The sequence below is a fragment of the Dyella jejuensis genome, assembly GCF_044904675.1.
GTDB classification, from domain to species: Bacteria; Pseudomonadota; Gammaproteobacteria; order Xanthomonadales; family Rhodanobacteraceae; genus Dyella_B; species Dyella_B jejuensis.
In genome coordinates this window covers 174,792-200,678 of record NZ_JADIKJ010000009.1, presented here as the reverse complement: position 1 = coordinate 200,678, position 25,887 = coordinate 174,792, and the positions used below count along the sequence as shown (strand labels likewise).

Annotated in this window: 18 protein-coding genes; 9 read left to right on the top strand and 9 right to left on the bottom strand. The window is 63.8% G+C overall.

Going from position 1 to position 25,887, the window contains the following annotated elements; all coding sequences use genetic code 11:
- Window positions 1-218: 218 nt before the first annotated feature.
- Window positions 219-1,991: an acyl-CoA dehydrogenase C-terminal domain-containing protein gene (locus ISP15_RS09715; RefSeq protein WP_404547067.1), complete on the bottom strand. Its 1,773-nt coding sequence runs from the start codon at window positions 1,989-1,991 to the stop codon at window positions 219-221.
- Between the two features lie 36 nt (window positions 1,992-2,027).
- Window positions 2,028-2,525, bottom strand: coding sequence for a hypothetical protein (locus tag ISP15_RS09710; protein ID WP_404547066.1), 498 nt, complete (start codon window positions 2,523-2,525; stop codon window positions 2,028-2,030).
- A 218-nt stretch (window positions 2,526-2,743) separates the two neighbouring features.
- Between ISP15_RS09710 and ISP15_RS09705 the strand changes: the two genes are divergently transcribed.
- Together ISP15_RS09705 and ISP15_RS09700 are read left to right on the top strand one after the other, a co-directional pair.
- The gene (locus tag ISP15_RS09705) at window positions 2,744-3,211 is read left to right on the top strand and encodes an SET domain-containing protein (protein WP_404547065.1); all 468 of its coding nucleotides are present in this window, start codon (window positions 2,744-2,746) and stop codon (window positions 3,209-3,211) included.
- Between the two features lie 82 nt (window positions 3,212-3,293).
- Window positions 3,294-3,842, top strand: a complete 549-nt coding sequence (locus ISP15_RS09700) for a type 1 glutamine amidotransferase domain-containing protein (RefSeq protein ID WP_404547064.1) — start codon at window positions 3,294-3,296, stop codon at window positions 3,840-3,842.
- 87 nt (window positions 3,843-3,929) lie between these two features.
- On the opposite strand, the gene ISP15_RS09695 is transcribed toward ISP15_RS09700, so the two are convergent.
- Entirely contained in the window at window positions 3,930-4,442 is a 513-nt protein-coding gene (locus ISP15_RS09695; RefSeq protein WP_404547063.1) for a GreA/GreB family elongation factor, read from the bottom strand.
- Window positions 4,443-4,579: 137 nt separating this feature from the next.
- Entirely contained in the window at window positions 4,580-6,619 is a 2,040-nt protein-coding gene (fusA, locus tag ISP15_RS09690) for an elongation factor G (RefSeq protein ID WP_404547062.1), read from the bottom strand.
- 424 nt (window positions 6,620-7,043) lie between these two features.
- On the opposite strand from fusA, the gene ISP15_RS09685 reads away from it, so the two are divergent.
- A complete protein-coding gene (locus tag ISP15_RS09685; protein ID WP_404547061.1) occupies window positions 7,044-7,916 on the top strand; it encodes a hypothetical protein in 873 nt (290 codons plus the stop codon).
- A 535-nt stretch (window positions 7,917-8,451) separates the two neighbouring features.
- Window positions 8,452-10,386: a hypothetical protein gene (locus ISP15_RS09680; protein ID WP_404547060.1), complete on the top strand. Its 1,935-nt coding sequence runs from the start codon at window positions 8,452-8,454 to the stop codon at window positions 10,384-10,386.
- A gap of 132 nt (window positions 10,387-10,518) precedes the next feature.
- Here the strand turns inward: ISP15_RS09680 and ISP15_RS09675 are convergent, their stop codons facing one another.
- Genes ISP15_RS09675 through ISP15_RS09665 form a run of 3 tightly spaced genes read right to left on the bottom strand, consistent with a single transcriptional unit; the run spans window position 10,519 to window position 14,683 of the window.
- A complete protein-coding gene (locus ISP15_RS09675; RefSeq protein WP_404547059.1) occupies window positions 10,519-12,774 on the bottom strand; it encodes a xanthine dehydrogenase family protein molybdopterin-binding subunit in 2,256 nt (751 codons plus the stop codon).
- The gene (locus ISP15_RS09670; RefSeq protein WP_404547058.1) at window positions 12,771-13,304 is read right to left on the bottom strand and encodes a (2Fe-2S)-binding protein; all 534 of its coding nucleotides are present in this window, start codon (window positions 13,302-13,304) and stop codon (window positions 12,771-12,773) included. The genes ISP15_RS09675 and ISP15_RS09670 overlap by 4 nt, the downstream gene beginning before the upstream one ends.
- A gap of 53 nt (window positions 13,305-13,357) precedes the next feature.
- Window positions 13,358-14,683 (bottom strand): APC family permease, encoded by a 1,326-nt coding sequence (locus tag ISP15_RS09665; protein WP_404547057.1) that lies wholly within the window; start codon window positions 14,681-14,683, stop codon window positions 13,358-13,360.
- 722 nt (window positions 14,684-15,405) lie between these two features.
- Between ISP15_RS09665 and ISP15_RS09660 the strand changes: the two genes are divergently transcribed.
- Complete coding sequence (locus tag ISP15_RS09660; protein ID WP_404547056.1) at window positions 15,406-16,026, top strand: outer membrane protein; 621 nt, start codon at window positions 15,406-15,408, stop codon at window positions 16,024-16,026.
- A 55-nt stretch (window positions 16,027-16,081) separates the two neighbouring features.
- Here ISP15_RS09660 and ISP15_RS09655 read toward each other — a convergent pair whose 3' ends face one another.
- Together ISP15_RS09655 and ISP15_RS09650 are read right to left on the bottom strand one after the other, a co-directional pair.
- Complete coding sequence (locus ISP15_RS09655; protein WP_404547055.1) at window positions 16,082-16,957, bottom strand: PhzF family phenazine biosynthesis protein; 876 nt, start codon at window positions 16,955-16,957, stop codon at window positions 16,082-16,084.
- Window positions 16,958-17,083: 126 nt separating this feature from the next.
- Complete coding sequence (locus tag ISP15_RS09650; RefSeq protein ID WP_404547054.1) at window positions 17,084-19,012, bottom strand: S53 family peptidase; 1,929 nt, start codon at window positions 19,010-19,012, stop codon at window positions 17,084-17,086.
- Window positions 19,013-19,520: 508 nt separating this feature from the next.
- Between ISP15_RS09650 and ISP15_RS09645 the strand changes: the two genes are divergently transcribed.
- From ISP15_RS09645 to ISP15_RS09630, 4 genes are all read left to right on the top strand, one after another.
- Window positions 19,521-20,144 (top strand): outer membrane protein, encoded by a 624-nt coding sequence (locus tag ISP15_RS09645; RefSeq protein WP_404547053.1) that lies wholly within the window; start codon window positions 19,521-19,523, stop codon window positions 20,142-20,144.
- Between the two features lie 143 nt (window positions 20,145-20,287).
- Window positions 20,288-21,802 carry a fumarate hydratase gene (locus tag ISP15_RS09640; protein ID WP_404547052.1) on the top strand — a complete coding sequence of 505 codons (1,515 nt, stop codon included), beginning with the start codon at window positions 20,288-20,290 and terminating at the stop codon, window positions 21,800-21,802.
- 362 nt (window positions 21,803-22,164) lie between these two features.
- Window positions 22,165-24,777: a bifunctional aspartate kinase/diaminopimelate decarboxylase gene (locus ISP15_RS09635; protein WP_404547051.1), complete on the top strand. Its 2,613-nt coding sequence runs from the start codon at window positions 22,165-22,167 to the stop codon at window positions 24,775-24,777.
- A gap of 637 nt (window positions 24,778-25,414) precedes the next feature.
- Window positions 25,415-25,885, top strand: a complete 471-nt coding sequence (locus tag ISP15_RS09630; protein ID WP_404547050.1) for an endonuclease domain-containing protein — start codon at window positions 25,415-25,417, stop codon at window positions 25,883-25,885.
- Window positions 25,886-25,887: the final 2 nt, after the last annotated feature.

Here is a 25,887-nt window from a genome sequence, read left to right as displayed (position 1 = left end):
TTGAGGAGCGAGGAAGGGATGCGGACAGACAGAGCTGGCCCCAACATGTTGAATTTAAAGCGATGGGGTGATGACCAGAAGGCTCGCAGAGTGCGCCGCGCGGCTTGGCAAGACGGCCAGTCTTCCCGGCGCCGCACAACCCACTCTGCGAGCCTTCTGGACATCATGCCGCCTGCGTAGCATTGATCAGAGCATCCCCAGGAAGAAAACCTTCCCGCCTACGCCATCGCCGGCAAGGTTTCAACGCCCGCCTCGATCGCCGCCTTATGCATCTGCGTGCGCGGCAGGATGCGTGCGAAATAGAACGCGGCGGTGTCGCGCTTGGCCTGCTTGAACGACGGCTGCTGCGAACTGCCTGCGGTAGCGGCGGCGGCGCGCGCCCAGAAATAGGCGAGGGTGATGTAGCCGCTGTAGTAGAGATAATCGTTGGCCGCCGCGCCGAGTTCTTCCGGATTGGCCTGCGTGCGCTGCGCCAGCTTGAGTGTGAGCTCGCCCCATTCCTTCGCCAGCGTGCCCAGCGGACCGAGGTAGGCACGCAGCGTTTCATCGCCCGCATGCTGCTTGCAGAACGCGCCGATCTCGGCAAGGAAATGCTGCAGGCCCACGCCCTTGAGCTGGAGGATCTTGCGGCCGAGAAGATCGGCGGCCTGGATGCCGGTGGTGCCCTCGTATAGCGTGATGATGCGGGCATCGCGCACGAACTGTTCCACGCCGTTCTCCACGATGAAGCCATGGCCGCCGTATACCTGCAGCGCTTCCTTGGTGCATTCCTGCGCCAGCTCGGTGACCAGGCCCTTGGCGATCGGGATCAGGAAAGCGAGCAGTTCGCTGGCTTTCCGGCGAGTAGCTTCATCGCCGCCGCGCGCTTCGATGTCGGTCTGCAATGCGGCGTACAGCACCAGCATGCGCGAGCCTTCCACGAAGGCGCGCTGGGTCAGCAACATGCGGCGCACGTCCGGTTGCACCAGCAGGTTATCGGCCGGTTTATCGGGGAATTTCGGACCGGAGAGCGAGCGCGACTGCAAACGCTCGCGCGCGTAGTGGAGGCTGTTCTGCAGCGCGCGCTCGGACAGCGCGAGTCCTTGCACGCCCACCGACAGGCGCGCGGCATTCATCATGGTGAACATCGCGGCCAGGCCTTTGTGCGGCTGTCCGATCAGGTAGCCTTCGGCGCCGTCGAAATTCATCACGCAAGTGGCCGAGCCACGGATGCCCATCTTGTGCTCGATCGCACCGGCATAGACATTGTTGCGCTCGCCGAGCTGGCCGTCCTTCAGCGTGAACTTCGGCACGATGAACATGGAGATGCCACGGCTGCCGGCGGGCGCGTCCGGCAGCCGCGCCAGCACCAGGTGAATGATGTTTTCCGCCAGGTCGTGTTCGCCGGCGCTGATGAAGATCTTGGTGCCGGTGATCGTGTAGCTGCCGTTTTCGCCGGGTTCGGCGCGGGTCTTCAGCAGGCCCAGGTCCGATCCGGCCTGCGGTTCGGTCAGGCACATGGTGCCGGTCCACCGTCCGGCGACGATCGGCTTGAGGTAAGTGTGTTTCTGCTCGTCGGTGCCGTGTATTTCCAGCGCATGGCAGGCACCTTCCGACAGCAACGGATACAGGCTCCACGAAAGATTGCCCGACTGGAACATTTCGGTGGTGGCGATGCCCATCACCGAAGGAAGCGCCTGGCCGCCGAAGGCTTCGTCCATGGTCAGGCCGGCCCAGCCACCATCGGCGAACTGGCGGAAGGCTTCCTTGAAGCCCTTGGGCGTGGTGACGGTGCGGGTGGCTTTGTCGTAATGGCAACCTTCCTCGTCGCCTGGTGCGTTGGTCGGCGCCAGTACCTGCTCGCTCAGCTTGCCGGCTTCTTCCAGCACCGCGTCCAGCAGGTCGCGGGTGTGGCCTTCGCCTGCCTGCAACTGGGTGAGAACGGCTTCGGCGCCGAGCACGTCGAAAAGTGCGAAGCGCTGGTCGTCGAGAGGGGCCTTATAGAGCGTCATGGCTAAATCCTTCGTGGGACATGTGCGGTAATGCGGTCAGCGGTAGGTGTTGGCGATGCCGGGGACCGGTGAAAGAAAATCGTCGTGCTTGAACGGGAAGTCGCGCGGGTTCTTGTCGTCCGGATGGTCTTCCAGGTTTGGCGTGCAATGCACGATGCCGCTCAGCGCGTAGCCCAGCGAACCGGCGCTGCCCTTGGCGGCCACGGCCTGCAGTGCCTTGCTCATCGCTGGCGTCGGCAGCACGTCCACGTCCAGTACATCGCCGGCAAAAGACGGGATCTGCAGGTCGAACGCAGCATGCACGCGCACCGGAATGCCCTGCGCAACCTGCAGCTGCCCTTCGATCGATTGATAATCCATGCCGGTGTAGCTGTTGTTCTGGATGCGCAGGGTGAGTTTCCAGGCGCCGTCCGGCTGCACGCGCATCTGCTGGATGGTGATGTTGGGGGGGAATACGCTCTGGCGCTGGGGCCCGCAGGCAACCAGTACGCAAGCCAGCATGGTCAGGGCCAATCCGTGCAGCAGTCGTTTCATGACGTCACCTCAAACGATTGTTTGAATATAGCAGGGCAGGGAATCGAAGGGTAAAGCGGGGAAGCGATCGGGGCCTTCCTGCCTTTGGGCCATGTCGTTTCCGCTATCCCGTTTCTGGCCTGTGCAAATGCGTGGCGTTGGCCTCCGTCATTTCCGATTCCCTATTCACGCTCCCGCAGGCATCATTAGGAATTGCCTAACTTCCTATCCGGTTGCCCATGACCCGTCGCATCGTCGCCCGCCGCTCTCCCATCCACGGCAATGGCGTGTTCGCCACCGCTCCGATCAAGAAGGGCGAGGAAATCATCGAGTACAAGGGCACGCTGATGACCCATGACGAAGCCGACGAGATGTACGGCGACGGCGGGGAAACCGGACATACCTTCCTGTTCACGCTCAACGACGACTACATCATCGACGCCAACCGCAAGGGCAACGTCGCGCGCTGGATCAACCATAGCTGCGATCCCAATTGCCAGGCCTTCGTCGAGGAAAACGAAAGCGGCAACTCGCGCAAGGACCGGGTGATCATCGAAGCACGCCGCAACATCAAGCCGGGCGAGGAGCTTACCTACGACTATGGCATCGTGCTGGAGGTTCCGCATACTGCGCGCCTGAAAAAGCTATGGGTATGCCTGTGCGGATCGCCCAAGTGCACGGGCACGTTGCTCAAGCCCAAGCGCTGATCACGTCGCGCTCACTGCGGACATACGCCGCGTGTATCGCGGCCCGTGCAGACTGCTGGCTCCCGCATCCTGGAGTCAGCGCATGAACGGTAACAAGTCCCTGGCCGGCAAGAAAATCGCGGCCCTTGCCACCGACGGTTTCGAATACGCCGAACTCACCGAGCCCAAGCGAATGCTGGAAGAAGCCGGCGCGACGGTCGAAGTGATCGCTCCTGGCGACGTCAAGCAGATCAAGGGTTGGAAGGATGGCGACTGGGCCGATGCGGTCAAGGTGGATCGCTCGCTGGAACAGGCCGATGCCAATGACTACGAAGCGCTGCTGCTGCCCGGCGGCGTGATGAATCCGGACAAGCTGCGCGGCAAGGCCGAGGCCATCTCGCTGGTACGTGCCTTTGGCGAAGCGGGCAAGCCGATTGCGGCGATCTGCCATGGCCCATGGACCTTGATCAATGCCGGACAGGTCAAGGGCCGCACCATGACCTCCTGGCCAACGCTGCAAAAAGACCTGGAAAACGCGGGCGCGCATTGGGAAGACCGCGAAGTGGTGCGCGACGGCAACCTGATCACCAGCCGCAAGCCCGACGACATTCCGGCGTTCGGCAAGGCTTTCATCGCATTGCTGGCCGCCTGAGCGATTGCGTCGCAGCTAATGATTTTTTTCGGCTGCGGGAACTTGCCCTGCAGCCGGAGCGGCCTGATCCACATCCGGCAGCAATCATCAGCGGTGTGCGCCATTGCCATATTCGATGCGCACTACCTCGATCGTCATGTCACCTGCCGGACGTTGCCAGCGCACTTCGTCGCCCACGCGCGCGCCGATCAGTGCACTGGCCAGGGGCGACACGTAGCTCACCCGTCCATGTTCGGCATCGGCCTCGTCTTCGCCGACAATCTGCCAGCGCTGTTCGCCTTCGCCGCCGTCCACGGTAACGATGGCGCCGAACGCGACGCGGTCGCGCGGCTGTTTGGATAAATCCACCTCGATGGCGCTCGCGGCACGGGCGTTGAGATAGTGCAGCTCGCGTTCGAGCGTGGCCCGTGCGCTCTGCCGGGCCGGCGCATCGCTCTCTTCACCAGTTGCCAGCTCGTCGTGCTGTGCTTGCATGGCGGCCAACCGTTCGCGTAACTGCTGCATGCCGTGTGGCGTCACGTAATTGGGATGATCGGATGGCCATGCGGGCAATGCGTGCTCGGCGTCGCCATCATGTTCGTTAACGAAGGCGCGGTTCATGCGGCCCTCCTGCATCGTTGTAGTGGCTGTCCGCATGTCGGCCTGTGGCACACATACGCGGCGCAGGCTGGCAGGCATATGGAAAAAGCCGGGCGAGGGTCATGCCGCCCGGCCTTTTCGGTGACTGGGCAGGACCATCAGTCGTCGTCCAGTTTGGGCTTCCATGCCTCGCTGAGCTGCCGTTGCACGGGAGGCGGCACCGGCTCGTAGTGGCTGAGGTCCAGGCTGTAGCGGCCGCGGCCGCCGGTCATGGCTTTCAGCTCGGTGGGATAGTCGGTGAGTTCGGCCAATGGCGCCTGCGCCTTGATCACCCGCTCGCCGCCGCGCCTGGCGTCGGTGCCCATGATGCGTGCGCGCTTGCCGGCCAGGCCGCCGGTGACATCGCCTACATTCGGTTCGGGAATAGACACTTCGACGTCCACGATAGGTTCCAGGACGATCGGCCGCGCCTTGTTGATGGCGTCGAGAAATGCCTTCTTGCCGGCGCTGACAAAGGCGACCTCTTTCGAATCGACAGGATGGTATTTGCCGTCGTAGACGGTCACGCGCAAGTCTTGCAGCGGATAGCCGGCCACCGCGCCGGTTTCCATCGCCTGCCGCACGCCTTTCTCGATCGCGGGCAGGAACTGGCCGGGAATCACGCCACCCTTGACCGCGTCGACGAATTCAAACCCCGCGCCGCGTTCGAGCGGATCGACGCGCAGGAATACTTCGCCGAATTGCCCCGCGCCGCCAGTCTGCTTCTTGTGGCGGTGGTGCCCTTCGGCGGAACCGGCGATGGTTTCCCGATAGGCGATGCGCGGCGGATGGGTGAGCACTTCCATGCCGTAGCGCTCCCTCATGCGTTCCAGCATGATCTTCAGGTGCAGGTCGGACAGGCCGCGCACCACTGTTTCGTTGAGTTCCTTGTGATGTTCCACGCGGAAGCACGGGTCTTCTTCCGACAATCGCGCCAGCGCGTGCGAAAGCTTCTGTTCCTGGCCCTTGTGCCGGGGCTCCAGCGCCAGGCCGAACATTGGTGGCGGAAACGGCAGGGGCGCGAGATGGATAAGGTCTTCGTCGTGCGAATCGTGCAGCACCGCATCGAAATGAATGTCTTCTATCTTGGCAATGGCAGCGATGTCGCCGGGAATGGCCTGTTCCATTTCCACGTGTGTTCTGCCATTCAGGCGGAACAGGTGGCCTACCTTGAACGCCTTGCGGTTGTCGTCGATGAATAGCTGGCTGTCGCGGCGGAGGGTGCCCTGCCACATGCGAAAAACGCTCAGCTTGCCCACGAACGGATCGTTGATGACCTTGAAGACGTCGGCGATGACGTGCGATTGCGGATTCGGATCGATCGCGATCTGCCGGTTCTGTGCGTTGCGGAACGGCGGTGGATTGGCTTCGGCGGGATTGGGCAGCAGGTGATCGAAGATGTCCAGCAATTCGCCCACGCCCACGCCCGCCCGCGCGCTGACGAAACAGATCGGCACCAAGTGCCCTTCGCGCAGGCATTGCTCGAACGCATCGTGCAACTGTTGTGGCGTGAGTGCTTCTTCGCCGGCATCAAGGTACGCGCCCATGGTGGATTCGCTGATTTCCACCACTTGATCGAGAATCTGGCGGTGCGCGTCGGCGAGCGAAGAGAAATCGGTCGCGCCATCACGATGAAAAAAGCAGTCGAGCACCTTGCCGGCGCGGTCGGCGGGCAGGTTCACGGGCAGGCATTCGTTGCCGAATTCTTCGCGCAAGCTATCCACCAGTTTTTGCAGGTCTACGCTTTCAGTGTCGATCTTGTTGATCACGAGCAGGCGGGCGAGACCGCGTTCGCGCGCGTGTTCCATCATGCGGCGCGTACCGTGCTCGATGCCATTGGCGGCATTCACCACCACGGCGACGGTTTCCACCGCGGCGAAGGTGCAGAGCGTAGCGCCGCGGAAATCCTCGTGGCCGGCGGTGTCGATCAGATTGATGTGGCAATTGCCCCGATCGATGCCGGCGACGCAGCTATCGATGGAGTGGCCGCGCGCCTTCTCCTGTGCGTCGGTGTCCGACTGCGTGCTGCCGCGCTCTACCGCTCCCATGTTCTGGATAACGCCACCGGCATGCAGCAAGGCCTCGAACAAAGTGGTCTTGCCGACGCCAGCGTGACCGGCGAGCGCGACGTTGCGGATGTTTTCCGTGCGGTAGGACACGATGCGACCCTCCTTTGAAAGAGGCGCGGAGTCGTGCGTATGAAAACTGTCGCATGAGGCCGCGCGTTAGCGGGCCGTCATGGTCGTCCTTTGCGGGCGGGACGCGGGGCGGTCATGGCGGGAGCGGCGGGTGCCGCCGGCATAGCCTTCTCTGATTACTGGGGAGGGTCAAGTTGCAGTGCGAAGACGGCGCATGCATGGACGTTAACGCGGTGTGATTCGCCGCGGCGCCTGCCCAGGAACCTGCGGCCACACATAAGGTCTGTGTGGCATCGTGCCTGCACAACGGCCACCGGGCGGTGGCCGGCCATGACACCGAGGACGGCTTATCGAACGCCCTGATCAGGTCGAACATCACCGCTGGTTCTCGCCATCTCCCGAACGGGATCGCGGACTGGCGCCGTTCGACGGCCCCACGCGCGCCATGCTGCACGAAGTACGCTGGCGCAAGTCACCGCGCGATCGTCGCCTGCTGTGGACAGGGCTGGCGATGACGCTGGTTCTGCATGTCTTTTTCGCGGTAGCGGTGTGGTACGAGATGAGGCCCGGCAGCCATGCACAAGAGGCGGTAAGAGTGCAGGTGGATAACGCGATCCAGGTGCGCTTCATCACGCGCCGCACTGGATCGTTGCCTGCGGCGCCACCGCCGATAGCTCCGCCGCCGTTGCCGCATCCCGCGCGCGAGGCGGTTTCGAAAAACGCGATGACGCTGCATTTGCCCGCATCGCGGCCATCGGTTGCCACGCCGCCGCCTGCGCCGGCAAGTTCCGCTCGTCCGCCGGTGCTGTTCGATCGCACCGGACGCATCATCCTGCCTGCAAACGCTGCCAGCGCTGCGGCCGCGCCGACACCGGATTATGTACAACGCGCGCCGCAGGGCGATACGCAGATCATGCATGACCAAAGCCCGGTCAAGTACCGACCGACGGCGCTGGATCCGTATTGGCGCAAGAACACCAATGCGATCGATGACGCGCTACAGAAAGTGGTCGAAAAGACCACCGTGAAGAAAACCATCCAACTGCCCAAAGGCATCCGCATCCACTGCGGCATTTCGCTGGCGGCTCTCGCCGGTGGGTGCGGTGGCGATCCGCCGCCACCGCCGCCATCCAACGACGGCGACGAACGCCTGAACATGGCGCCGCCGCCACTGGTAAAGGGCGCGCCTGCCGCGCCGAAACCGGATGTCGCCACCTGCATTGCGGATTACAAAGCGGGCAAGCCATTGCCGTATGGCTGTCCGGTGGATACGCCAGCGCGTTCGGTGAAGATCCAGCAGTCGGCACCGCGGCATTGATTAGGCGAAAGCGCACCTCGCTTTTCCTCCTCTGCCCTGTTGGGCCCGCGGGGGAGAGCACATGGATGTGCTCGGGTTTGAGGAGCGGGGAGAGGATCGAGGTGAGGGGGACAATCTTGCGGCATTGAAACGAAGCGCGCTCTGGCTGGGTTCAACGCAAGAGCCGCCCCTCACCCCAGCCCTCTCCCCGGAGGGGAGAGGGAGCCAACCCGCAAGCACGCTGCTTTTCTCCACTGCGAAAGCGCCTCGCTTTTCCTCCTCTGTGGGGCACGCGGGGAGAGCACATGGATGTGCTCGGGTTTGAGGAGCGAGGAGAGGATCGAGATGAGGGGCAATCTTGCGAAGGGGTTGAAGCGAAGCGCGCTCCGGACTGGGTTCAACGCAAGAGCCGCCCCTCACCCCGGCCCTCTCCCCGGAGGGGAAAGGGAGTCACCCGCAAGCGCACTGCTTTTCGTTCTCTTTCCGGAAGCAAAGCGAGCAGCGCCAGGAAGCGCGCGCATCAAGAAATTCCGCCACGCCGTTACACTGGCGCCATATGCCGCCATCGCCCCCGGATAAGCCTGCATCCTCCTCACCGGTCGTTTCGATCAAGTCGCCGCGCGACGCGACGACCTGGGCACTGGTGTATCGGCGGCGCATCCGCGAAAAGCCGCGCGACCGTCTGTTGAAACTGGCAGGTGTGCTCGGTGCCCTGTTGGTGCATCTGGTATTCCTGCTCGGGGCGATCCTCGGTTCGCCTTACGAGTTGCCGCCACCGCCGCCCGAGCCCCAAGGCAATTCGCTGCTGGTGCGCCTGATCCAGAACAAGCCGCAACCGCCGCCGCCGCCACCGATTCGCGGGGTGCCGCCGAAAAAACATGGACCAACGCATCGTGGCAACACTGCGCAGATCGTGCACGCCACCCATGAAGCATCCACGGCGGCACCGGTGGTGGCCGTGGCGCGGCCCGTTCCGGCACCCAGACAATTGCCGGTGGTGGCGCAGACCAACCAGGTCGCCGCGGAAAAACCGCGGCCGGTCGCTGCGCCGTTGCCGCCGATCACCTTGCCGAAACCATCCGCACCGCCGATCGAGCAGCCAGTATCGAGCGGATTGCCGCCGCCGGCGCTTTCCCTGCAGGCCGTGCCGGCGCCGCAGCCGGTTCCGCCAGCGTTCCAGCCTGAGCCCGTGCGCAAGGCGCAGCCGGAAGGCACGCAACCGATGCCGCCGCTGCCTTCGTTGGCACTGCCGACGCAGCCGGCGCAATCGGCATTGACCATCACGCCTCCGCAGATGGCGGTGGAAAAACCTACGCTTGCGCCCATGCCATTGCCCAGCGTGGCGGCTGTCCAGCCGAGTCCGTCGACTGCCGCGCCGCCTTCGCCTTCCTTGCAGTCCGTACCCTTGCCGGCCCTGGCAGCGCCAACGGTCAACTTGCAATCCTCGGTGACGCCGTTGGCTGTGCCGAGCGTGCCGCGCACGGCGCAGCAGGTGCTTGGACCCACTTTGCGCGCCCAGCCACCGCAGTTGGCAGCCATCGCGGTGACACCGGCCATCGCGCCGGCTATAACGCCATCCGCGCCTGCCCTGACCATTTCCGCACCCAAGCTGGCCGTACCCGACTTATCGCTACGGCCGCAATCGAGTCCTGCGCCGTCGGCAACGCCTTCCGCAGCGCCAGCACCCAGCAAGCCATCGGAATCGCCGGGCAAGGACGAGACATCGGCATCGTCCCCTCCGGCGACCAGCGCATCGCCATCGAGCGCGTCGTCGAACGAAGGCAGCGCAAGCGTCAGCAGCGCGTCCAATGCAACGCCCGAGGGAAGCGACAGCGCCACTCCGGGACAGCCTCACGGCGTTATCCAGCCTTCCGAAAACAACGGCCAGGGCACGCAAGCGTCGCCTTCCATAGGTACCGGCAGTACGGCAGGTGCGCAGGGCGGCGGCACGCCGGGTACGCCAAATGGCACTTATATCCAGCTCAAGCCGCGCGGCGATACCGCGATCATGTCGCACAACATCAACTTGCCCAAATACCGGGCGACCGTATTCGATAAATATTGGACGCCCGAAGGCGAAAGCTCAGTCGACACGGCGTTGCGCCACGCAGTCGAAAAAACCACGGTAAGCCATACCTTCAATCTGCCGCAGGGCGTGCGCATCAAATGCACGGTGATGCCATTGCTGCCCTCTGCGCTGTTCGGATGCAGCAATCCCGATCCGCCGGCGGCGCCGTTGCCGCAGAAGACCTACGATCGCCTGAACCTGCCGACCGCCAATGCCTCCGTGCCCAAGCTGCCGGCGGTTGCCGCCAGCACCTCTGCGGCGGCCGCGCCGGTGACGCTGGACAACAGCGCCGAGTGTGCGGCGGCGCGCATCAGCGGTGGGCCGATGCCGCCGAATTGCGGGCCTTCGGCGCCGGTGAAATCCTTGCGCCCGCCGGTTCCGTCATCGAACTCGTGGGTGCCGGCCAGCGATCAATTCCATTGAACGCCAAGCGCTCCCCGCGAGGGAGACAGGGCGAGCAAGCTTGTTGTGGAGTGATACCCACAAAGTGGACTTCGATGCCGCTTTTTTCGCGATGCGGGTGCTGCCCCTCCTGGCGCGGAAGCACGCCGCGGCTCACAACAGCCGCAGCAGTTCCTTCATCAGCGGCAAGCGCCGCACGCGCACCGCGCTGACGCGGAATACCGCATTGGCGAGCGCTGGCGCCGCGGTCGGCATGGCGAGGAAGCTCGCTCCGGCGGGATCGCCTTCGCCCGGCACGGTGATCACTTCCACCGCATGCGGCAATTGGGCCATGCTGGCGAGCGGGTAATCCTTCCAGCTGTTCTGCTGCACCTTGCCGTCCTTGACGGTGATCGCGAGGTTGAGCGCGGTGGACAGCGCATCCAGTGTCGCTCCCGCCACCTGGCCCTCCAGGCCCTTCGGATTGATGACGCGGCCCACGTCCACCGCGCAGACGGCACGTTCGATAGTCAGCTTTTCGCCCTGCATGGATACTTCGATCGCGTGTGCGACGTAGGCGCCATCCGTATGCCAGCAGGCCAGGCCAAGCCCGTTCACCGAGCGCAGCCAATCGCTCCAGCCGATGCGGTCGGTAACCATTTTCAACACGTTGGCAAGGCGTGCCGTATCGATCGCGCCAGCGCCCTGCAACGGCACCAGTCGCGGTTCGCCGATCAGGCGCAGGTGCGTGACCAGCGGATCTTCCTTGAGCGAATGCGCGATCTCGTCGATGAAACTGCCGACGGCGAAGGCATTGCTGACATCGGGCATGCCGCGATGCGGGCCGCGCGGGATGGACGAGGTGAGGCTGAACCAGTCGCTGCGATAGTTGGGTACCAAGCCGGCCGGAAACTGGTTCACGCCCACTTCGGAGGTCCACAGGTGATCGCTCGGCACGCCGCGGCCGGTCAGTGCCGACGCGCTGGCAAGCCGCTGGTTCCATGCGATGAGGTGGCGCTTGGCATCGATGATCGCGTTGAACTTGTGCACGCAGCCGGAGCGGTAGAAATCGTGCGTGAGGTCTTCGTCGCGTGGCCAGAAAAGTTGCAGCGGCTTGTCGACTTCCTTGGCCAGCAACACCGCCTCGGCCACGTAGTCATGATCCAGGCGCCGGCCATAACCGCCGCCGATGCGCGGCACGCGGATGTCGATCTGGTCCGGCGCCAGGCCGGTCAGCCGCTGCACCACGGTCCATGCCTGCTGCGGCGATTGCGTCGGCACGTAGAGCGTGGCGCTGGTCTTGTCCAGCCGCACCAGGCAGTTCATCGGTTCGCTGGTGGCGTGCGCCAGCCAGGGCTGGTAGTAAATGGCTTCGACACGGCGCGCGGCCTTGCGACGAGCTTTATCGATATCGCCATCGTCGCGCACGCGCGTGGTGGGCGCGCTGTCGCTGTTGAGCAGCGAGGTGGCTTGTTGCTCCAGCGCGGCCGTGCTTTCGCTGCCGCTGGCGCCGGGTTTCCAGGTCAGCTTCAGCGCGCGCCGCGCTTGCAATGCCAGCCAGGTCGATTCGGCAATCACCGCCACGGCGGGCGCGATCACGGTCTGTCCTGGCGGCAGCTTGGGATCCGGCTTGAGTTCGACGACCTTGAGTACGCCCTTGATGGCCAACGCCGCCGTACTGTCCAGCCCGGTGAGCTGACCGTCCGGCCAGGGGCAGTGCGAGAGCACCGCGACTACCGTGTCGCCAAAATGCTGGTCGAGCGAATAGGGCGTCTGGCCGGTCACGATGGCACGCGCGTCGACATCGCCCGCAGGCTGGCCGATCAACGTGTAGCGATCCGGGGATTTCAGGGCGACGGGACTTTGCGGCGGGGCGATTTTCGCGGCGGCCGCGGCCAGCGCGCCATAGCCGGCACGGCGGCCATCCGCAGCGATGACCGAGCCTTTTTCCGTGCGCAGGCGGTCGGCTGGCACGCCGAACTGCTGCGCCGCGGCCTGCATCAGCAGCCAGCGCGCCAGCGCGCCGGCCGAGCGCAGGTCGCGCCAGGCGCGCGGTATCGAATTGCCGGTGCCGCCCACCTGCTGGCCATAAAGCCAGCGCGGTCTGCCGTTGTTGTTGGCGACGCCGAGTCCCAGCGGCAGCACGCGCACGTGTTGCCAATCGGCATCCATTTCGTCGGCGATGATCCGCGGCAACGATGTGGCGACACCGGTGCCGGTGTCCGGATCGCGCGCGCCGATCAGCACGCTGCCATCGGCATCGACACGTACATACAGGCCCAGGCCGAACAGCGCGTCGCCGAGCATGTCCGGCGGTACCGTGGCATCGACGGCGGCGCGCGCGGTGCGGATGCCCACGATGAGCGCGCCGGCGCTGCCGGCGAGTACCTGCAGGAAGCGGCGGCGAGAAAGCCTCACGGTGCCGCTCATGCCTTCGCTCCCTGCTTCATGGCGGCGGCGGCACGCTTGATGGCGCTGCGCACGCGCGTCTGGCAACCACAGCGACAAAGGTTGGGCAAACTGTCGATATCGCCATCGGAAGGATCCTTGCGGCGGTTCAGGAGATCCATCGACGCGATCAGCCAGCCCGGTGTGCAATAGCCGCAGCCGATCGCATCCTCATCGATGAAAGCCTGCTGCAGCGGATGCAAAGTGCCTTCGGTGCTGGCCAGGCCCTCGACCGTGGTGACCTGCTTGCCGTCCAGCTTGCTCATCGGCATGCCCATGGCCGAGGTGGCTTTGCCATTTACCAGCACCAGGTCCGCACCGCCTTCGCCGTGCTCGCCGCCGTACTTGGTGCCATCCAGTTGCAGCACATCGCGCAGGTACCACAGCAGGGGCATTTGCGGGTCGCCGGTATGGCGGTAATGCTCGCCGTTGATCTGCAGCCCGATGCCAGGGCGGATCGCGACCGGGGTAACCTCCCCCTTGGTTGCCAGCGCGGCGTGGTCTTGCGCCATCGGATGGTCTCTCCTGACTAATTACCGGCGCATTGTGGCATTGCCGTAAGAATTTAGGAGCGTAGCGGGCTGAACAGGCGCCGCCAGATCAGGTAGACCGGAATTCCCGCCGCCATGATCGCCAGGCCGATGCCGGTGTTCACGAGGCTTGTACGCAGGCTCTGTACCACCACCAACGCAATGGTGGCGATGAAAATCAACGGCAGCAGCGGATAGCCGGGTACCCGGAACGATGCGTCGCCTGGCTGGGCATGCCGATACCAGAACAACGTGCTGACGCCGACCGCGCAGGCAAGCCAGTCGCCGAAGGTGGCGTAGTCGAGCAACTGGCCGTAGCTGCCCGACAACACCAGCACGATCGACCAGCCGGTAAGCAGCAGCAGCGCCAGATTGGGCGTGCGGTGGCGCGGGTGCAGGCGCCCCACGCTGGCGAAAAACAGACCATCCGCGCCCATCACCTGCAATACGCGCGCGCCTGCGACCAGCGTGATGTTGCAAAAGCCGAAAGTGGAAATGGCGATGCCCACGGCGATCAGCTTGGCGCCCGCCGAACCGAACACCTTGCCCATCACGTCGGCAGCAGGCGTGTGGCTGAGCGCCAGGCCGCCGTGACCGAGCACGGCGAGATAGGCCACGTTGACCAGCGCATAGATGGCGATCACGCCGAGCATGCCCAGCATCAGCGCGCGGGGCAGCGTGCACTGGGGCTCGCGCACTTCGCCGGCCAGGTTGTTGAGGTAGGTAAAGCCAGAGTAGGCGAACAGCACCGGCAGTGCGGCGCTCATGAAACCGACGCCGCTGCGCGAGGAATCGTCCGCCAACAGCGCCGCACCACCGGCACCGGAGCCGGCAAGGTACAGCCCGCACACCACTAGCACCGCGACCGCCAGCAGCTTTAGCAGGGTAAACAGGTTCTGCATCTGCACGCCGAATTTGAGGCCGAACAGATTGATGCCGGCGACCAGCACCAGCGCGCCGGCCGCCAGCGGTGTCGCCATGCCCGGCGGCAGTCCGAATACGGAGGCCGCGTAGCTGGCGAAGATAGTAGCCACCGCCGCGCTGGAGCCCGAGTAGATCACCAGCAGCATGGTCCAGCCGAACAGGAAGCCGGCCAGCGGACCGAATGCTTCGCGCAGGTAGACATAGCTGCCGCCGGCATGCGGGCGGCGCGCGCCCAGCTCCGCATAGCACAGCGCGCCGATCAGGGTCAGCACGCCTGCGCCCACCCACATCAGCAGCAGCGCCAGGCCGGATTCGGTGCGCTGCGCGGCAATGCCGGGATTGAGGAAGATGCCACCGCCGATAATGCCGCCGACCACGACCAGCGCCGCATCGCGCAGGCCGATGCTGCGCTGGTAACCGGTATTCGGTGACGTCATGGGAAAGCCCTGGAAGAAAAGCCAGAGCATGGCAACGGAGTTGCGATCCGGCAAGTATGGGGTGTTCTTCAGCCGGAAAGCCATCCTTGCAGGCACTTCGCTTTTCCTCCACTCCCCTGCGGGGCACGCGGGGAGAGCACAGGGATGTGCTCGGGTTTGAGGAGCGAGGAGAGGATCGAGGTGAGGGGGACAATCTTGCGAAGGCATTGAAACGAAGCGCGCTCTGGCTGGGTTCAATGCAAGAGCCGCCCCTCACCCCAGCCTTCTCCCCGGAGGGGAGAGGGAGTCAAACCGGCCAGCACGCTGCTTTTTCTCAATCTTGCGGAAAAGCACCTCGCTTTTCCTCCTCTCCCCCTGCGGGGCACGCGGGGAGAGCACAGGAATGTGCTCGGGTTTGAGGAGCGAGGAGAGGATCGAGGTGAGGGGGCAATCTTGCGAAGGCACTGAAACGAAGCGCGCTCTGGCTGGGGTTCAACGCAAGAGCCGCCCCTTACCCCAGCCCTCTCCCCGGAGCGGAGAGGGAGTCAAACCCGCTAGCACGCTGCGGGCGCCAACGCGCAGGCGTTGCGGACTCCGTCACAGTATCTACAATGTCGCGCGGCCTTCGCTCGATGCGCTGGTTGCAAGAGTTTGCGTTAGCGCATTAGCGCGCGCATCTCAGGGAACGGTTCGATCGTTGTGTTTTTTTATCAACATCACCCAATAATCTATCAGGGGCTTCAATGAACAAATGGATTTCCAAGGCGGCCGTCGGTGCCGCGCTGGTTGTTGCATCCAGTGCGGCGATGGCAGTGGATGGCAATTTCTTCGTCAACGGGGAGGCCGCGGGTTCTGATGTGAACATCAGCAACTTGCAGGGTCGGGATCAAACGAGTGCGGCCGGGGCTTTGCGCCTTGGCTACCTTTGGAATGCCGGCGCGGTTTCCTGGGGCGTGGAAGGCGGCTATGTGGACCTCGGCAAAGTAAACGGCAATGACAATTACGCCGTAGAGAATCTCGGCGGCCCGTATGATCCCGTGCATGTCAGCATCAAGACGCACGGCGAGATATTGGGCGGCAATTTCAAGTTGCACTACGGCGATTACGGCTGGTTCCTGTCCGCACGTGGCGGCTGGTTCCATTCGCAGACCAGCGGGCGGGCAAACGACCAGCTTGGCTATGCGTCAGTTTCGAGCAGCAGCACGGGCGATGGCGTTTACGCGGGGGTTGGCCTGGGCTACGACTTCAACCGGCATATCGGGATCAGCCTGAATTACGACTTTTTCCAGAGTCGCGCGAATGGCATCTACGACGGCCATTTCAACACCAGCATGTACGGCGGCACGTTCGAATACCGGTTCTAGCCGATACGGTAAGCGTCGATCGCAGCAACGGCCGCCAGCGTGCGGCCGTTGTGTTCTACAGTTCAAGCTCGCCACGAATCAGCACGACGCATTGCCCGCCGATGGTGACGGCCCCCGTCGCCGGATCGTGCGCGACGTCGACATAACCGTCGCGCTCCACCTCGCGTCCCTGGCTGGCGCGATAGTGCGTGCCAAATGTGGTGTCGCCGCTATCGACCAGAAAGGCCATGATTCCGGCATTGACGCTGCCGGTTACCGGATCTTCGGGTATACCGTCGGCCGGACAGAACGCACGCACCGCCATCGCGGTTGCGCCCGCCGACTCGCGGCCGAACACGCTGACGCCAATGGCGCCGTGGCGTTCGCATAGCGCGGCAATGGCATGCAGGTCGGGCTGCAAGGCGCGCACGTGGGTGGCATCGGGCAAGCGGCAAACCCACCAGCGCGGGCCGTTATCTACCAGCCGTAGCTGCGTTTCGTCCAGCCCGGTGTGCAAGGTCGTGCCGAGAGCGTCACGCAGGGCCGCTTCCACACGCTGCACTTGCGCGCGTGGCGCCTGCACATGGATGGTTCGCGCCGGGCCGTAACCGTCAACACGGACCGGCAGCAAACCGGCGGCGCATTGCTGCACCAGCGAGGCCTTGCCCGCTGCGACCCGTCCGGCTTCCACGGCGACATACGCACTGCCGACGCTGGGATGCCCGGCGAATGGCAGCTCCTGGCGCGGCGTGAAAATGCGCACGCGATAGTCCGCGCCGGGTTCGGTCGGCGTGAGCAGGAACGCGGTCTCGGAAAGATTCGTCCAGCGTGCGAAGGCACGCATGGTGACTTCGTCGAGGCCATCGCCATCGATGACCACTGCCAGCGGATTGCCTTGCATCGGCTGGTGCGAAAAGACATCGAGCTGCATGAAACGGCGTGTCGATGGCATGGGGATGCCTGCGTGGGAATGATCGGGCATCGTATCCGCTACGCGGTGCGCGTATCAAAGCGAGCATCCAGAAAAAAAGGCCCGCGCGCGAACGCACGGGCCGATTTTTGGAACGATGCTGCCTGCTCAGAATCCGCTGCGCAGGAAAGCATCCAGGTTGCTTACGTCCAGCGAGCCGATGCCCGCACCCTGGTTGTAGCGCGGCGCGCCATCGTAGAACCAGTTGTCGCCGGCACGCACACTGTTGAAGGCCGAGAAGCGACCATAGCCGAACACGTTCTGGATCGCGTAGACCTGCGGATTCCACAAGCCGATGCGATGGCCGGTGCTCTGTCGCAGCAGGGCGGTAATGCCATTGAGCTGCGGCGCCACGAAGCTGGTGCCGCCTTCGCCGCTGTTCAAACCGCCATCGTAGGTGGATACGAAGATGTAGCCCGTTTCGGGATCGGCATTGAGCGCAATATCCGGCACATTGCGTCCGGCAAACCGGCTGGGCAACTTCAGCAACGTGGTCGGGCCGGCGCTGGGATCGTTGTAGACCAGCGACTGGTTCTTCTCGCTGACGCGAATGCCATTGGTGAACACCTGGTAGAACGGCGTATGCCAGTACACACTCACGCCGCCGCCGCCGCCGGTTGAAAACAGGTCCACCACGTTCGGGCCGATATAGGTGTCGAAGTAGTTCTGGATATAGTCCCAGCCCCACACGCTTTCCTGCTTGATGGATTTGGTCGGGCCGGTGCCAAAGGCGTAGCTGTAAGGCAGGGTGGTGCCGCCCGCGGCGGTGATGTAGGGATCCGACGCCGGCGAATCGACGGTAAGCGGTGCGGTGTAATCGCCCACGTCCGTGCCGGCGCCAAGGTCGCGCACGGTGTCGTAAGCGCCGGAGTCGCCGGACGCGGCAAACAGCGATTGGCCTTGCACCGCCGCTTCCAGGAAGATGTCGTGGAACGCGCGCAGGTCGCCGGCGTCGCTGGTGTCGGTATCGCTGGCTCCATCCACGTTCAGCGCGGCGAAATTGAAGATTTCCGGCGAACCCCAGCTGGTGGAAATGCTGTCTGCGATGTTGTCCGATACAGCCTGCGCGAAGGCATCGACATAGCCATTGCCCGCATTCGGTGCGTCGTACACGATGATGTTGGCATCCGGCGCAACGCCGCCGGACTGCTCGACGTCGATCGAGGTTTCGCCGCTGCCGTCGTCGATCGCGCCGCCGCCATCCACGTGTACTTGCTTGATGCGGTTGGGCTTGGTGGCCAGGCCGATATCCGACCAGTACGTGGTGGCATCGCTGGGATAGAAGTTCGACAGCGTCACGATGGCGACCGTCGCGCCCTTGCCGAGCACGCCACGCTTGTACAGCGGATTGATGTCGTAGAAATTGGCGACATCGCCCACGGTGTAGCTGCCCGGCACGCCCGATGCAGTGGGATTGCCGCTGGAACCGGTGGTCGTCGCGCTCAATGCGTCGGCCTTCGCAGGCGGATGGTTGAGCGAGGCAAAGCTCGGCGCGGTCAGATGATGCGGGCGATAAGTACGCTCATTGCTCAAGCCACTGGCGGCATCGACCACGTCGGCGATAGCCGACGGAATCTGCGGCGCGGAGGCTGGCTTATGGAACCGGCGGCCACTCTGGCGAGATACATAATTATGGATCGAAGTCTGGAACAGCGCGCCAACCTGGGCCGCGGTGCCGGTGGCACGGATCGCCAGGTTGCTGGGTAGCACCTCGCTGCTCAGCCCCTGCTTCTGCAGGTAGGACTGTACCCGCGCGATCGCGTCGCTGGTGGCGCCATACTGCTGCGCAAACTGGCTGGTGGTCAGGAACTGCTGGAAGTGCGCACTGCCAGGCGTCACGGTCTGCTTGATGTAATCCTCCAGCGCCGCCTGGTTGCGCAGCTTCAATACCAGCGTCACCTGGATGGTCTGGTTGGCCGGCGCAGCACCGGCATCGACGGCAGGGGTGGCATTGGCCGCCAGCGCGCCGGTGCTCAGGCCGGCCAGCAGCAGGCCAAGGGATAACGGAAGCGACTTGCGTTGCAGCTTCGCGAACATGGTGTTCCTCCGGATAGGCACAGCGACCCGCACGCATGCACGGCGAGGGCGATGGAATGCCATGCCTTGCGCATCCGGACGAAGCCGTTGGGCATTTGGCTGAAAAACTCTTCTTCCCCGCGACGTCGTCCGTCTCCCCTGACGACTGGCGTTGCGCCGCTCAGTGAGCCTATAGCGCTCCAGGGTATCTATGGAAGTGCCTGCGCGGAATGTAGGTGATCTCTAATTTCATGTCAGCGAAAAAGCTGAGCGGTCTGTTGCGGGAATCAACCGGCAAGGCGCTGGCGGGGTTTCCGCTGTAGTCCTTGGCGATTGTTGCGCGTGCGCGGGCGTCATGCTCGATAGATAAGGGGAATTTGTGTGGGTCTATTCCTACATGCTCGCTGGATATGTCTTTAGGCAGCGGCGATTTGATTGGATACATTTCGCGAAATATTCACACCAGTGGCATGCGGAACACAGCATGCAGCTCGATGGATACGTCATCACATCAACAAGGAGTACGCTCATGCGCAAGTTTGCAACGGTCGCCGTCGCGCTGGTTCTCGGTTCGGCTTCGGCTGCGGCCTTCGCGGACGGTAATGCCTTCGTCAACGCCGACGCTGGCGCTTCCAATTACCAGATCAGCAATCCGTTCACCGGTTACGACAACAAGTTCAGCAAGCACGACACCGCCGGTGCATTGCGCGTGGGCTATCGCTGGAAGAGCGTGGTCGACTATGGCGTGGAAGTGGGTTATGGCTTCCTGGGCAAGGCCAGTGCCCGCGGCTTCGACGACGGTGTCGGCGGCGAGCGCCAGACCGTGAAAACCCGCGGCTGGCTGCTTGGCGGCAACCTCAACTACAACATCACCGAGCAATGGTACGTTTCCGGCCGCGCCGGCTGGTTCCGCGCCCATAGCGGCTATACGGATACCTTCAATGCGTCCTCGCCCGCGTTTGCTTCGGCCAGCCACGAGCTTCGCGCGCATAGCACCGACACTGGCGAATACCTCGGCTTCGGCGTCGGCTACAACATCAACCAGGCTTTCAGCGTCGGCCTGGCCTATGACGACTACCACATCCCGGCCAACGCCTTCTACAAGAGCACCCGCATCGGGATGTACACGGTGCAGGGCGAATACCGCTTCTGACCGGTCCTGGCAAACGCTTGCTTCCTCCGGCCGCCTTGTGCGGCCGTCTTTTTATGTCGGGGACCGATTGCGGCACAATAGGGCGGTTGTGTCCCGCGAGTGCAAGGCTCGCCGGGCCTTTCCTCCCAGTCGAAGCAGCCGCCATGACCACCATCAAGCAAGACGATCTGATCCAGTCCGTCGCCGATGCGCTCCAATACATCAGCTACTACCATCCGGTCGACTACATCACCAACCTCGCCCAGGCCTACGAGCGCGAGGCATCGCCCGCCGCCAAGGACGCGATGGCGCAGATCCTGATCAATTCGCGCATGGCCGCCGAAGGCCACCGCCCGCTGTGCCAGGACACCGGCATTGTCACCGTGTTCCTGAAGGTGGGCATGAACGTGCGCTGGGACGCCACGATGTCGTTGGAAGACATGGTCAACGAAGGCGTGCGCCGCGCCTACAACGATCCGGACAACAAGCTGCGTGCCAGCGTGCTGGCCGATCCGGCCGGCAAGCGCAGCAATACCAAGGACAACACGCCGGCCGTCATCAACGTCTCGATCGTGCCGGGCGACACCGTGGATGTGATCGTGGCGGCGAAGGGCGGCGGCTCGGAGGCCAAATCCAAGTTCGTGATGCTCAACCCGTCCGACTCCATCGTCGATTGGGTGCTCAAGACCGTGCCGACCATGGGCGCCGGCTGGTGTCCGCCCGGCATGCTGGGCATCGGCATCGGCGGCACCGCCGAGAAAGCGATGCTGTTGGCGAAGGAAGCGTTGATGGAGCCGATCGACATCCAGGAACTGATCGCGCGCGGACCCGGCAATCGCGCGGAAGAATTACGACTGGAGCTGTACGAGAAGGTCAACGCCCTGGGCATCGGCGCCCAGGGACTGGGCGGCCTCACCACCGTGCTCGACGTTAAAGTGAAGGATTACCCCACCCACGCGGCCAACCTGCCGGTGGCGTTGATTCCCAACTGCGCCGCCACCCGCCATGCCCATTTCACCCTGGACGGATCCGGCCCGGTGGCACTCGATCCGCCCTCGCTGGAAGACTGGCCGAAATTGACCTATGACGCCTCCAAAGGTCGCCGCGTAAATCTCGACACCGTGACGCGCGAGGAAGTCACGAGCTGGAAACCAGGCGAAGTGCTGCTGCTCAACGGCAAGCTGCTGACTGGCCGCGACGCCGCGCACAAGCGCATGGTCGAGATGCTGAACAAAGGCGAGAAGCTGCCCGTCGATTTCAACGGACGCTTCATCTACTACGTCGGCCCGGTCGACCCGGTGCGTGACGAAGTGGTCGGCCCGGCCGGTCCGACCACCGCCACCCGCATGGACAAGTTCACCGAGCAGGTGCTGGCGCAGACTGGCCTGCTCGGCATGGTCGGCAAGGCCGAGCGCGGCCCGGCCGCGATCGAGGCGATCAAGCAGCACCAATCGGTATACCTGATGGCGGTAGGCGGTGCGGCCTATCTCGTTTCCAAGGCGATCAAGGCCTCGCGCGTGGTCGGCTTCGCGGACCTCGGCATGGAAGCGATCTACGAATTCGAGGTCCAGGACATGCCGGTGACGGTGGCGGTGGATTCGGCGGGCACTTCCGTACACAAGACCGGCCCGCGCGAGTGGCAGGCGAAGATCGGGAAAATCCCTGTCCTTGTCGAATAACTAATGCTTCCTGTCCTCCTGCCCCCCTCTTCCCGGAGGGGAGAGGGAGAAAGCGGAAGCACTTCCTGCGCCTTCTCCCCTCCGGGGAGAAGGCGGGGATGAGGGGCCAACCTTGCCGCCATCCCGCCATGCTAAAAACGCTTCGATTTTATTTACCGCAAGTGGTCGCCTCACCACGACCTTCTCCTCGCTTCTCAATGTCGGGCATATCCGTGTGCGCTCCCTGCATGTCCCAAGGGAAAGGGTGCAGATCGCGCGGGCATTTAGCCGTCCAAATCCTTATGCCTCATCGCCGGTTGCATTCAAGCTGATGCGGCGCAACACTGGCAGGATTGTGCTCCCGCAACCCTGACAGAGAAACCGTGACCTCGAATGCCTCCGCGCCGCTGACCGCCGGCGCTCCCTGGATCGTGATGAAGTTCGGCGGCACCAGTGTCGCCACCCTGCCGCGCTGGCAGAACATCCGTGAGCTTATCGCCAGCCGTCGTGCCGAAGGCGCGCGCGTGCTGGTGGTCGTGTCCGCGCTCACCGGCATCACCGACGCACTCAAACAGGTATGCGTGGAGGAAGAGAAAGGCAAACGCATCGCGGCGGCCCGTGCGATCACGCAGCGCCATTACGACCTGCTCGACCATATGCAACTGGCGGTTCCCGAGGCACTCGGCGCACGGCTGGCGGAACTGGCGAGGTTGGCCGAAGAAGGCCCGGCGCTGCTCGGCGAACTGGCCTGGTCGGCGCTGGTGCAGGCGCATGGCGAATTGCTGTCCAGCGCTCTGGGCGCGGCATTTCTCAGTCACAGCGGCTTGCCCACCCGCTGGATCGATGCGCGCGACTGCCTGGCCGCGGTGGCGTTGCCCAACCAGAACGAGCGCACCAGGCTGCTTTCGGCCATGGTGGAGGCCAGGCCCGATCCGGCCTTGAGCGAACGTCTGGCGGCATGGGGCGAGGTGTTCATCACGCAAGGGTTTATCGCCCGCGAAGCGCAGGGGCGCACGGTGCTGCTGGGCCGTGGCGGCTCGGATACCTCGGCGTCGTATTTCGGCGCGCTGCTCAAAGCCCGGCGCGTGGAAATCTGGACCGACGTCGCCGGCATGTTCACCGCCAATCCGCGCCAGGTTCCCAGCGCACGCCTGCTGCAGAAGCTGGATTACGAAGAAGCGCAGGAAATCGCCTCCACCGGGGCCAAGGTGCTGCATCCGCGCTGCCTGTCGCCGCTGCGCGAACCGCGCGTGCCGATGCTGATCAAAGACACCAACCGGCCCGAGCTGGAAGGCACGGTGATCGGTCCGGAAGTGCGCGAGCACGCGCCGAGCGTGAAAGCGATCAGCGCGCGCAAGGGCCTCACGCTGGTATCGATGGAATCGGTCGGCATGTGGCAAGAGGTCGGCTTCCTCGCCGACGTGTTCGCGCAATTCAAGCAGCACGGATTATCGGTGGACCTGATCGGTTCGGCTGAAACGAACGTCACCGTGTCGCTGGACCCCACCGAAAACCTGCTCGATTCCGATGCGGTCGCGGCACTGGCGAGCGATCTTGCCAAGGTCTGCCGCGTCAAGGTGATCGCCCCCTGTGCGGCCATCACGCTGGTCGGGCGCGGCATGCGCTCGATGCTGCACACGCTTTCCGGTGTGCTGGCGGAGTTTGGCCAGTTGCGGGTGCATCTGATTTCGCAATCGTCGAACAACCTCAACCTCACCTTCGTGGTAGACGAAAGCGTGGTCGACGAACTCATACCGCGCCTGCACGAGATGCTGATCGCTGCCGGTGCCTTGCGCACCGATGACAGTAGCCTGTTCGGGTCGAGCTGGCAGAACCTTTACGGTCGCGGCGAAACTGCTGCCGTGGGGGATGCCTGGTGGCGCCAGCAAAGCCGCGATCGCTTGCTGGCGCTTGGCGCGCAAGCTACGCCACGTTATGTCTATCACCTTCCGACCGTGCGTCAGCAGGCGCGCCAGCTGACGGCGTTGACCGCGGTAGACCGACTGCATTACGCCGTCAAGGCGAACACGCATCCAGCCATCCTGCGCGCGCTGGCCGAGGAAGGCTTCGGTTTCGAATGCGTGTCGCCGGGCGAATTGAAAGCGGTGATGGCGGCAGTGCCGGAGACGGCACCCGTGTTGTTCACGCCGAACTTCGCGCCGCGCGAGGATTACGCCTGGGCACTGGCTACGCGCGCGACCGTCTCGCTCGATTCGCTCTATCCGTTGGAACATTGGGGCGAAGTTTTCCGCGGACGTGAGATCGTGTTGCGTATCGATCTTGGTCGCGGACTGGGCCACCACGAGAAAGTGCGTACTGGTGGCAGCGGCAGCAAATTCGGCCTGCCAGTCGATCAAATCGATGCGTTCCTGCGCTTGGCCGATGCGCACCACGTCACCGTGCGCGGACTGCACGCGCACCTGGGTTCGGGCATCCTCGACAGCAAGCATTGGGGCGAGGTCTATAGCCAGCTCGCCAGCCTGGCCGAACGCATCGGCAGCATCACTTTCCTGGATATTGGCGGTGGCCTGGGCGTGCCGTCGCATCCCGGCGAAGCACGGCTGGACATGGCTGCGTTGGAAGAGACGCTGCGCAACGTCAAATCGGCCTATCCGCACTACCAGCTATGGATGGAGCCGGGCCGTTACCTGGTGGCGGATGCCGGCGTGCTGATCACGCGCGTCACCCAGCAAAAGGGCAAGGGTTCGTGGCGCTATCTCGGCGTGGATACCGGCATGAACAGCCTGATCCGTCCCGCGCTGTACGACGCCTGGCACGAAATCGTGAATCTCACGCGCCTGGAGGAGGCTGCCACGGCGCTGTACCAGGTGGTCGGCCCGATCTGTGAAAGCGGCGACGTGATCGGTTCCGACCGCCGGTTGCCGGAGGCGCAGGAGGGCGATGTCATGCTCATTGCGCAAGCGGGTGCTTACGGCAAGGTCATGTCCTCGCCCTACAACCTGCGGGATGAGGCGGAAGAGATCATCCTGGAATGACCTTCGCTTTCTTTCCCAAGTGGGAGGAACGCCCGGAGCTTCCCGCTTTTCTCCCTCTCCCCGCTGTGGGGAGAGGGGCCAACCTCGCGTTGAATAAACATCGAAGCAAGGCTTTGCTTGTGGCCTTTCGCAAGATTGGCCCCTCATCCCAACCTTCTCCCCGGAGGGGAGAAGGGGCAGGCACCTTTTCCTTGCAGGGAAAACGGCCGGAGCCTTCCCGCCTTTCTCCCTCTCCCCTTTGGGGAGAGGGTCGGGGTGAGGGGGCAACCTCGCGTTGAATAAACATCGAAGCAACGCTTTAGCTTGTGGCTTTTCGCAAGATTAGCCCCTCATCCCAACCTTCTCCCCGGAGGGGAGAAGGGGCAGGCGCCTTCTCCTTGCAGGGAAAACGGCCGGAGCCTTCCCGCCTTTCTCCCTCTCCCCTCTGGGGAGAGGGTCGGGGTGAGGGGACAATCTTGCGATGAATGAAAATCGGAGCGTGTTCTCTTCTGCCAAACCTTGGCGAGAGCCGCTCCTCATCCCAACCTTTTCCCCGGAGGGGAGGAGGGGCGAAGGTTTGCCGCCTTTCGCTCTCTCCCTGTCGCAGAGGGCCGGGAAGAAGGTGCGGTCTAAGTCAAGTAAGGAGCAACACTTCAGGATGAAGCGCATGTATGTCGATCGAGCGCGCCGATTGCGCCGCACTATGACGGATGCCGAACGGTGTTTATGGCGGCATCTGCGCAACCGGCATTTCTCGGGCTGGAAGTTTCGCCGCCAGCACGAAATCGACCGCTACATCGTCGACTTCGTCTGCCCGGACGCTTTCCTGGTTGTGGAGCTGGACGGCGGGCAACATGCCGAAACGGTGGCGGCAGATGCCGAGCGCACCAGGCGGCTCCAAGGCATGGGTTACCACGTGCTGCGTTTCTGGAACAATGACGTGCTGATGAATACCGAGGCGGTGCTTGGGGTGGTTCTGGAGGCTTTGGCTAGAGCGGCCCCTCACCCAACCCTCTCCCCGCAGGGGAGAGGGAGTAAAAGAGCACATGGTCACTCTTGCCCTAAAACTGCTCTTCCCCCTCCCTTCGGGGAGAGGGCCGGGGTGAAAGGCCAACCTCGCGCCATGTGAGA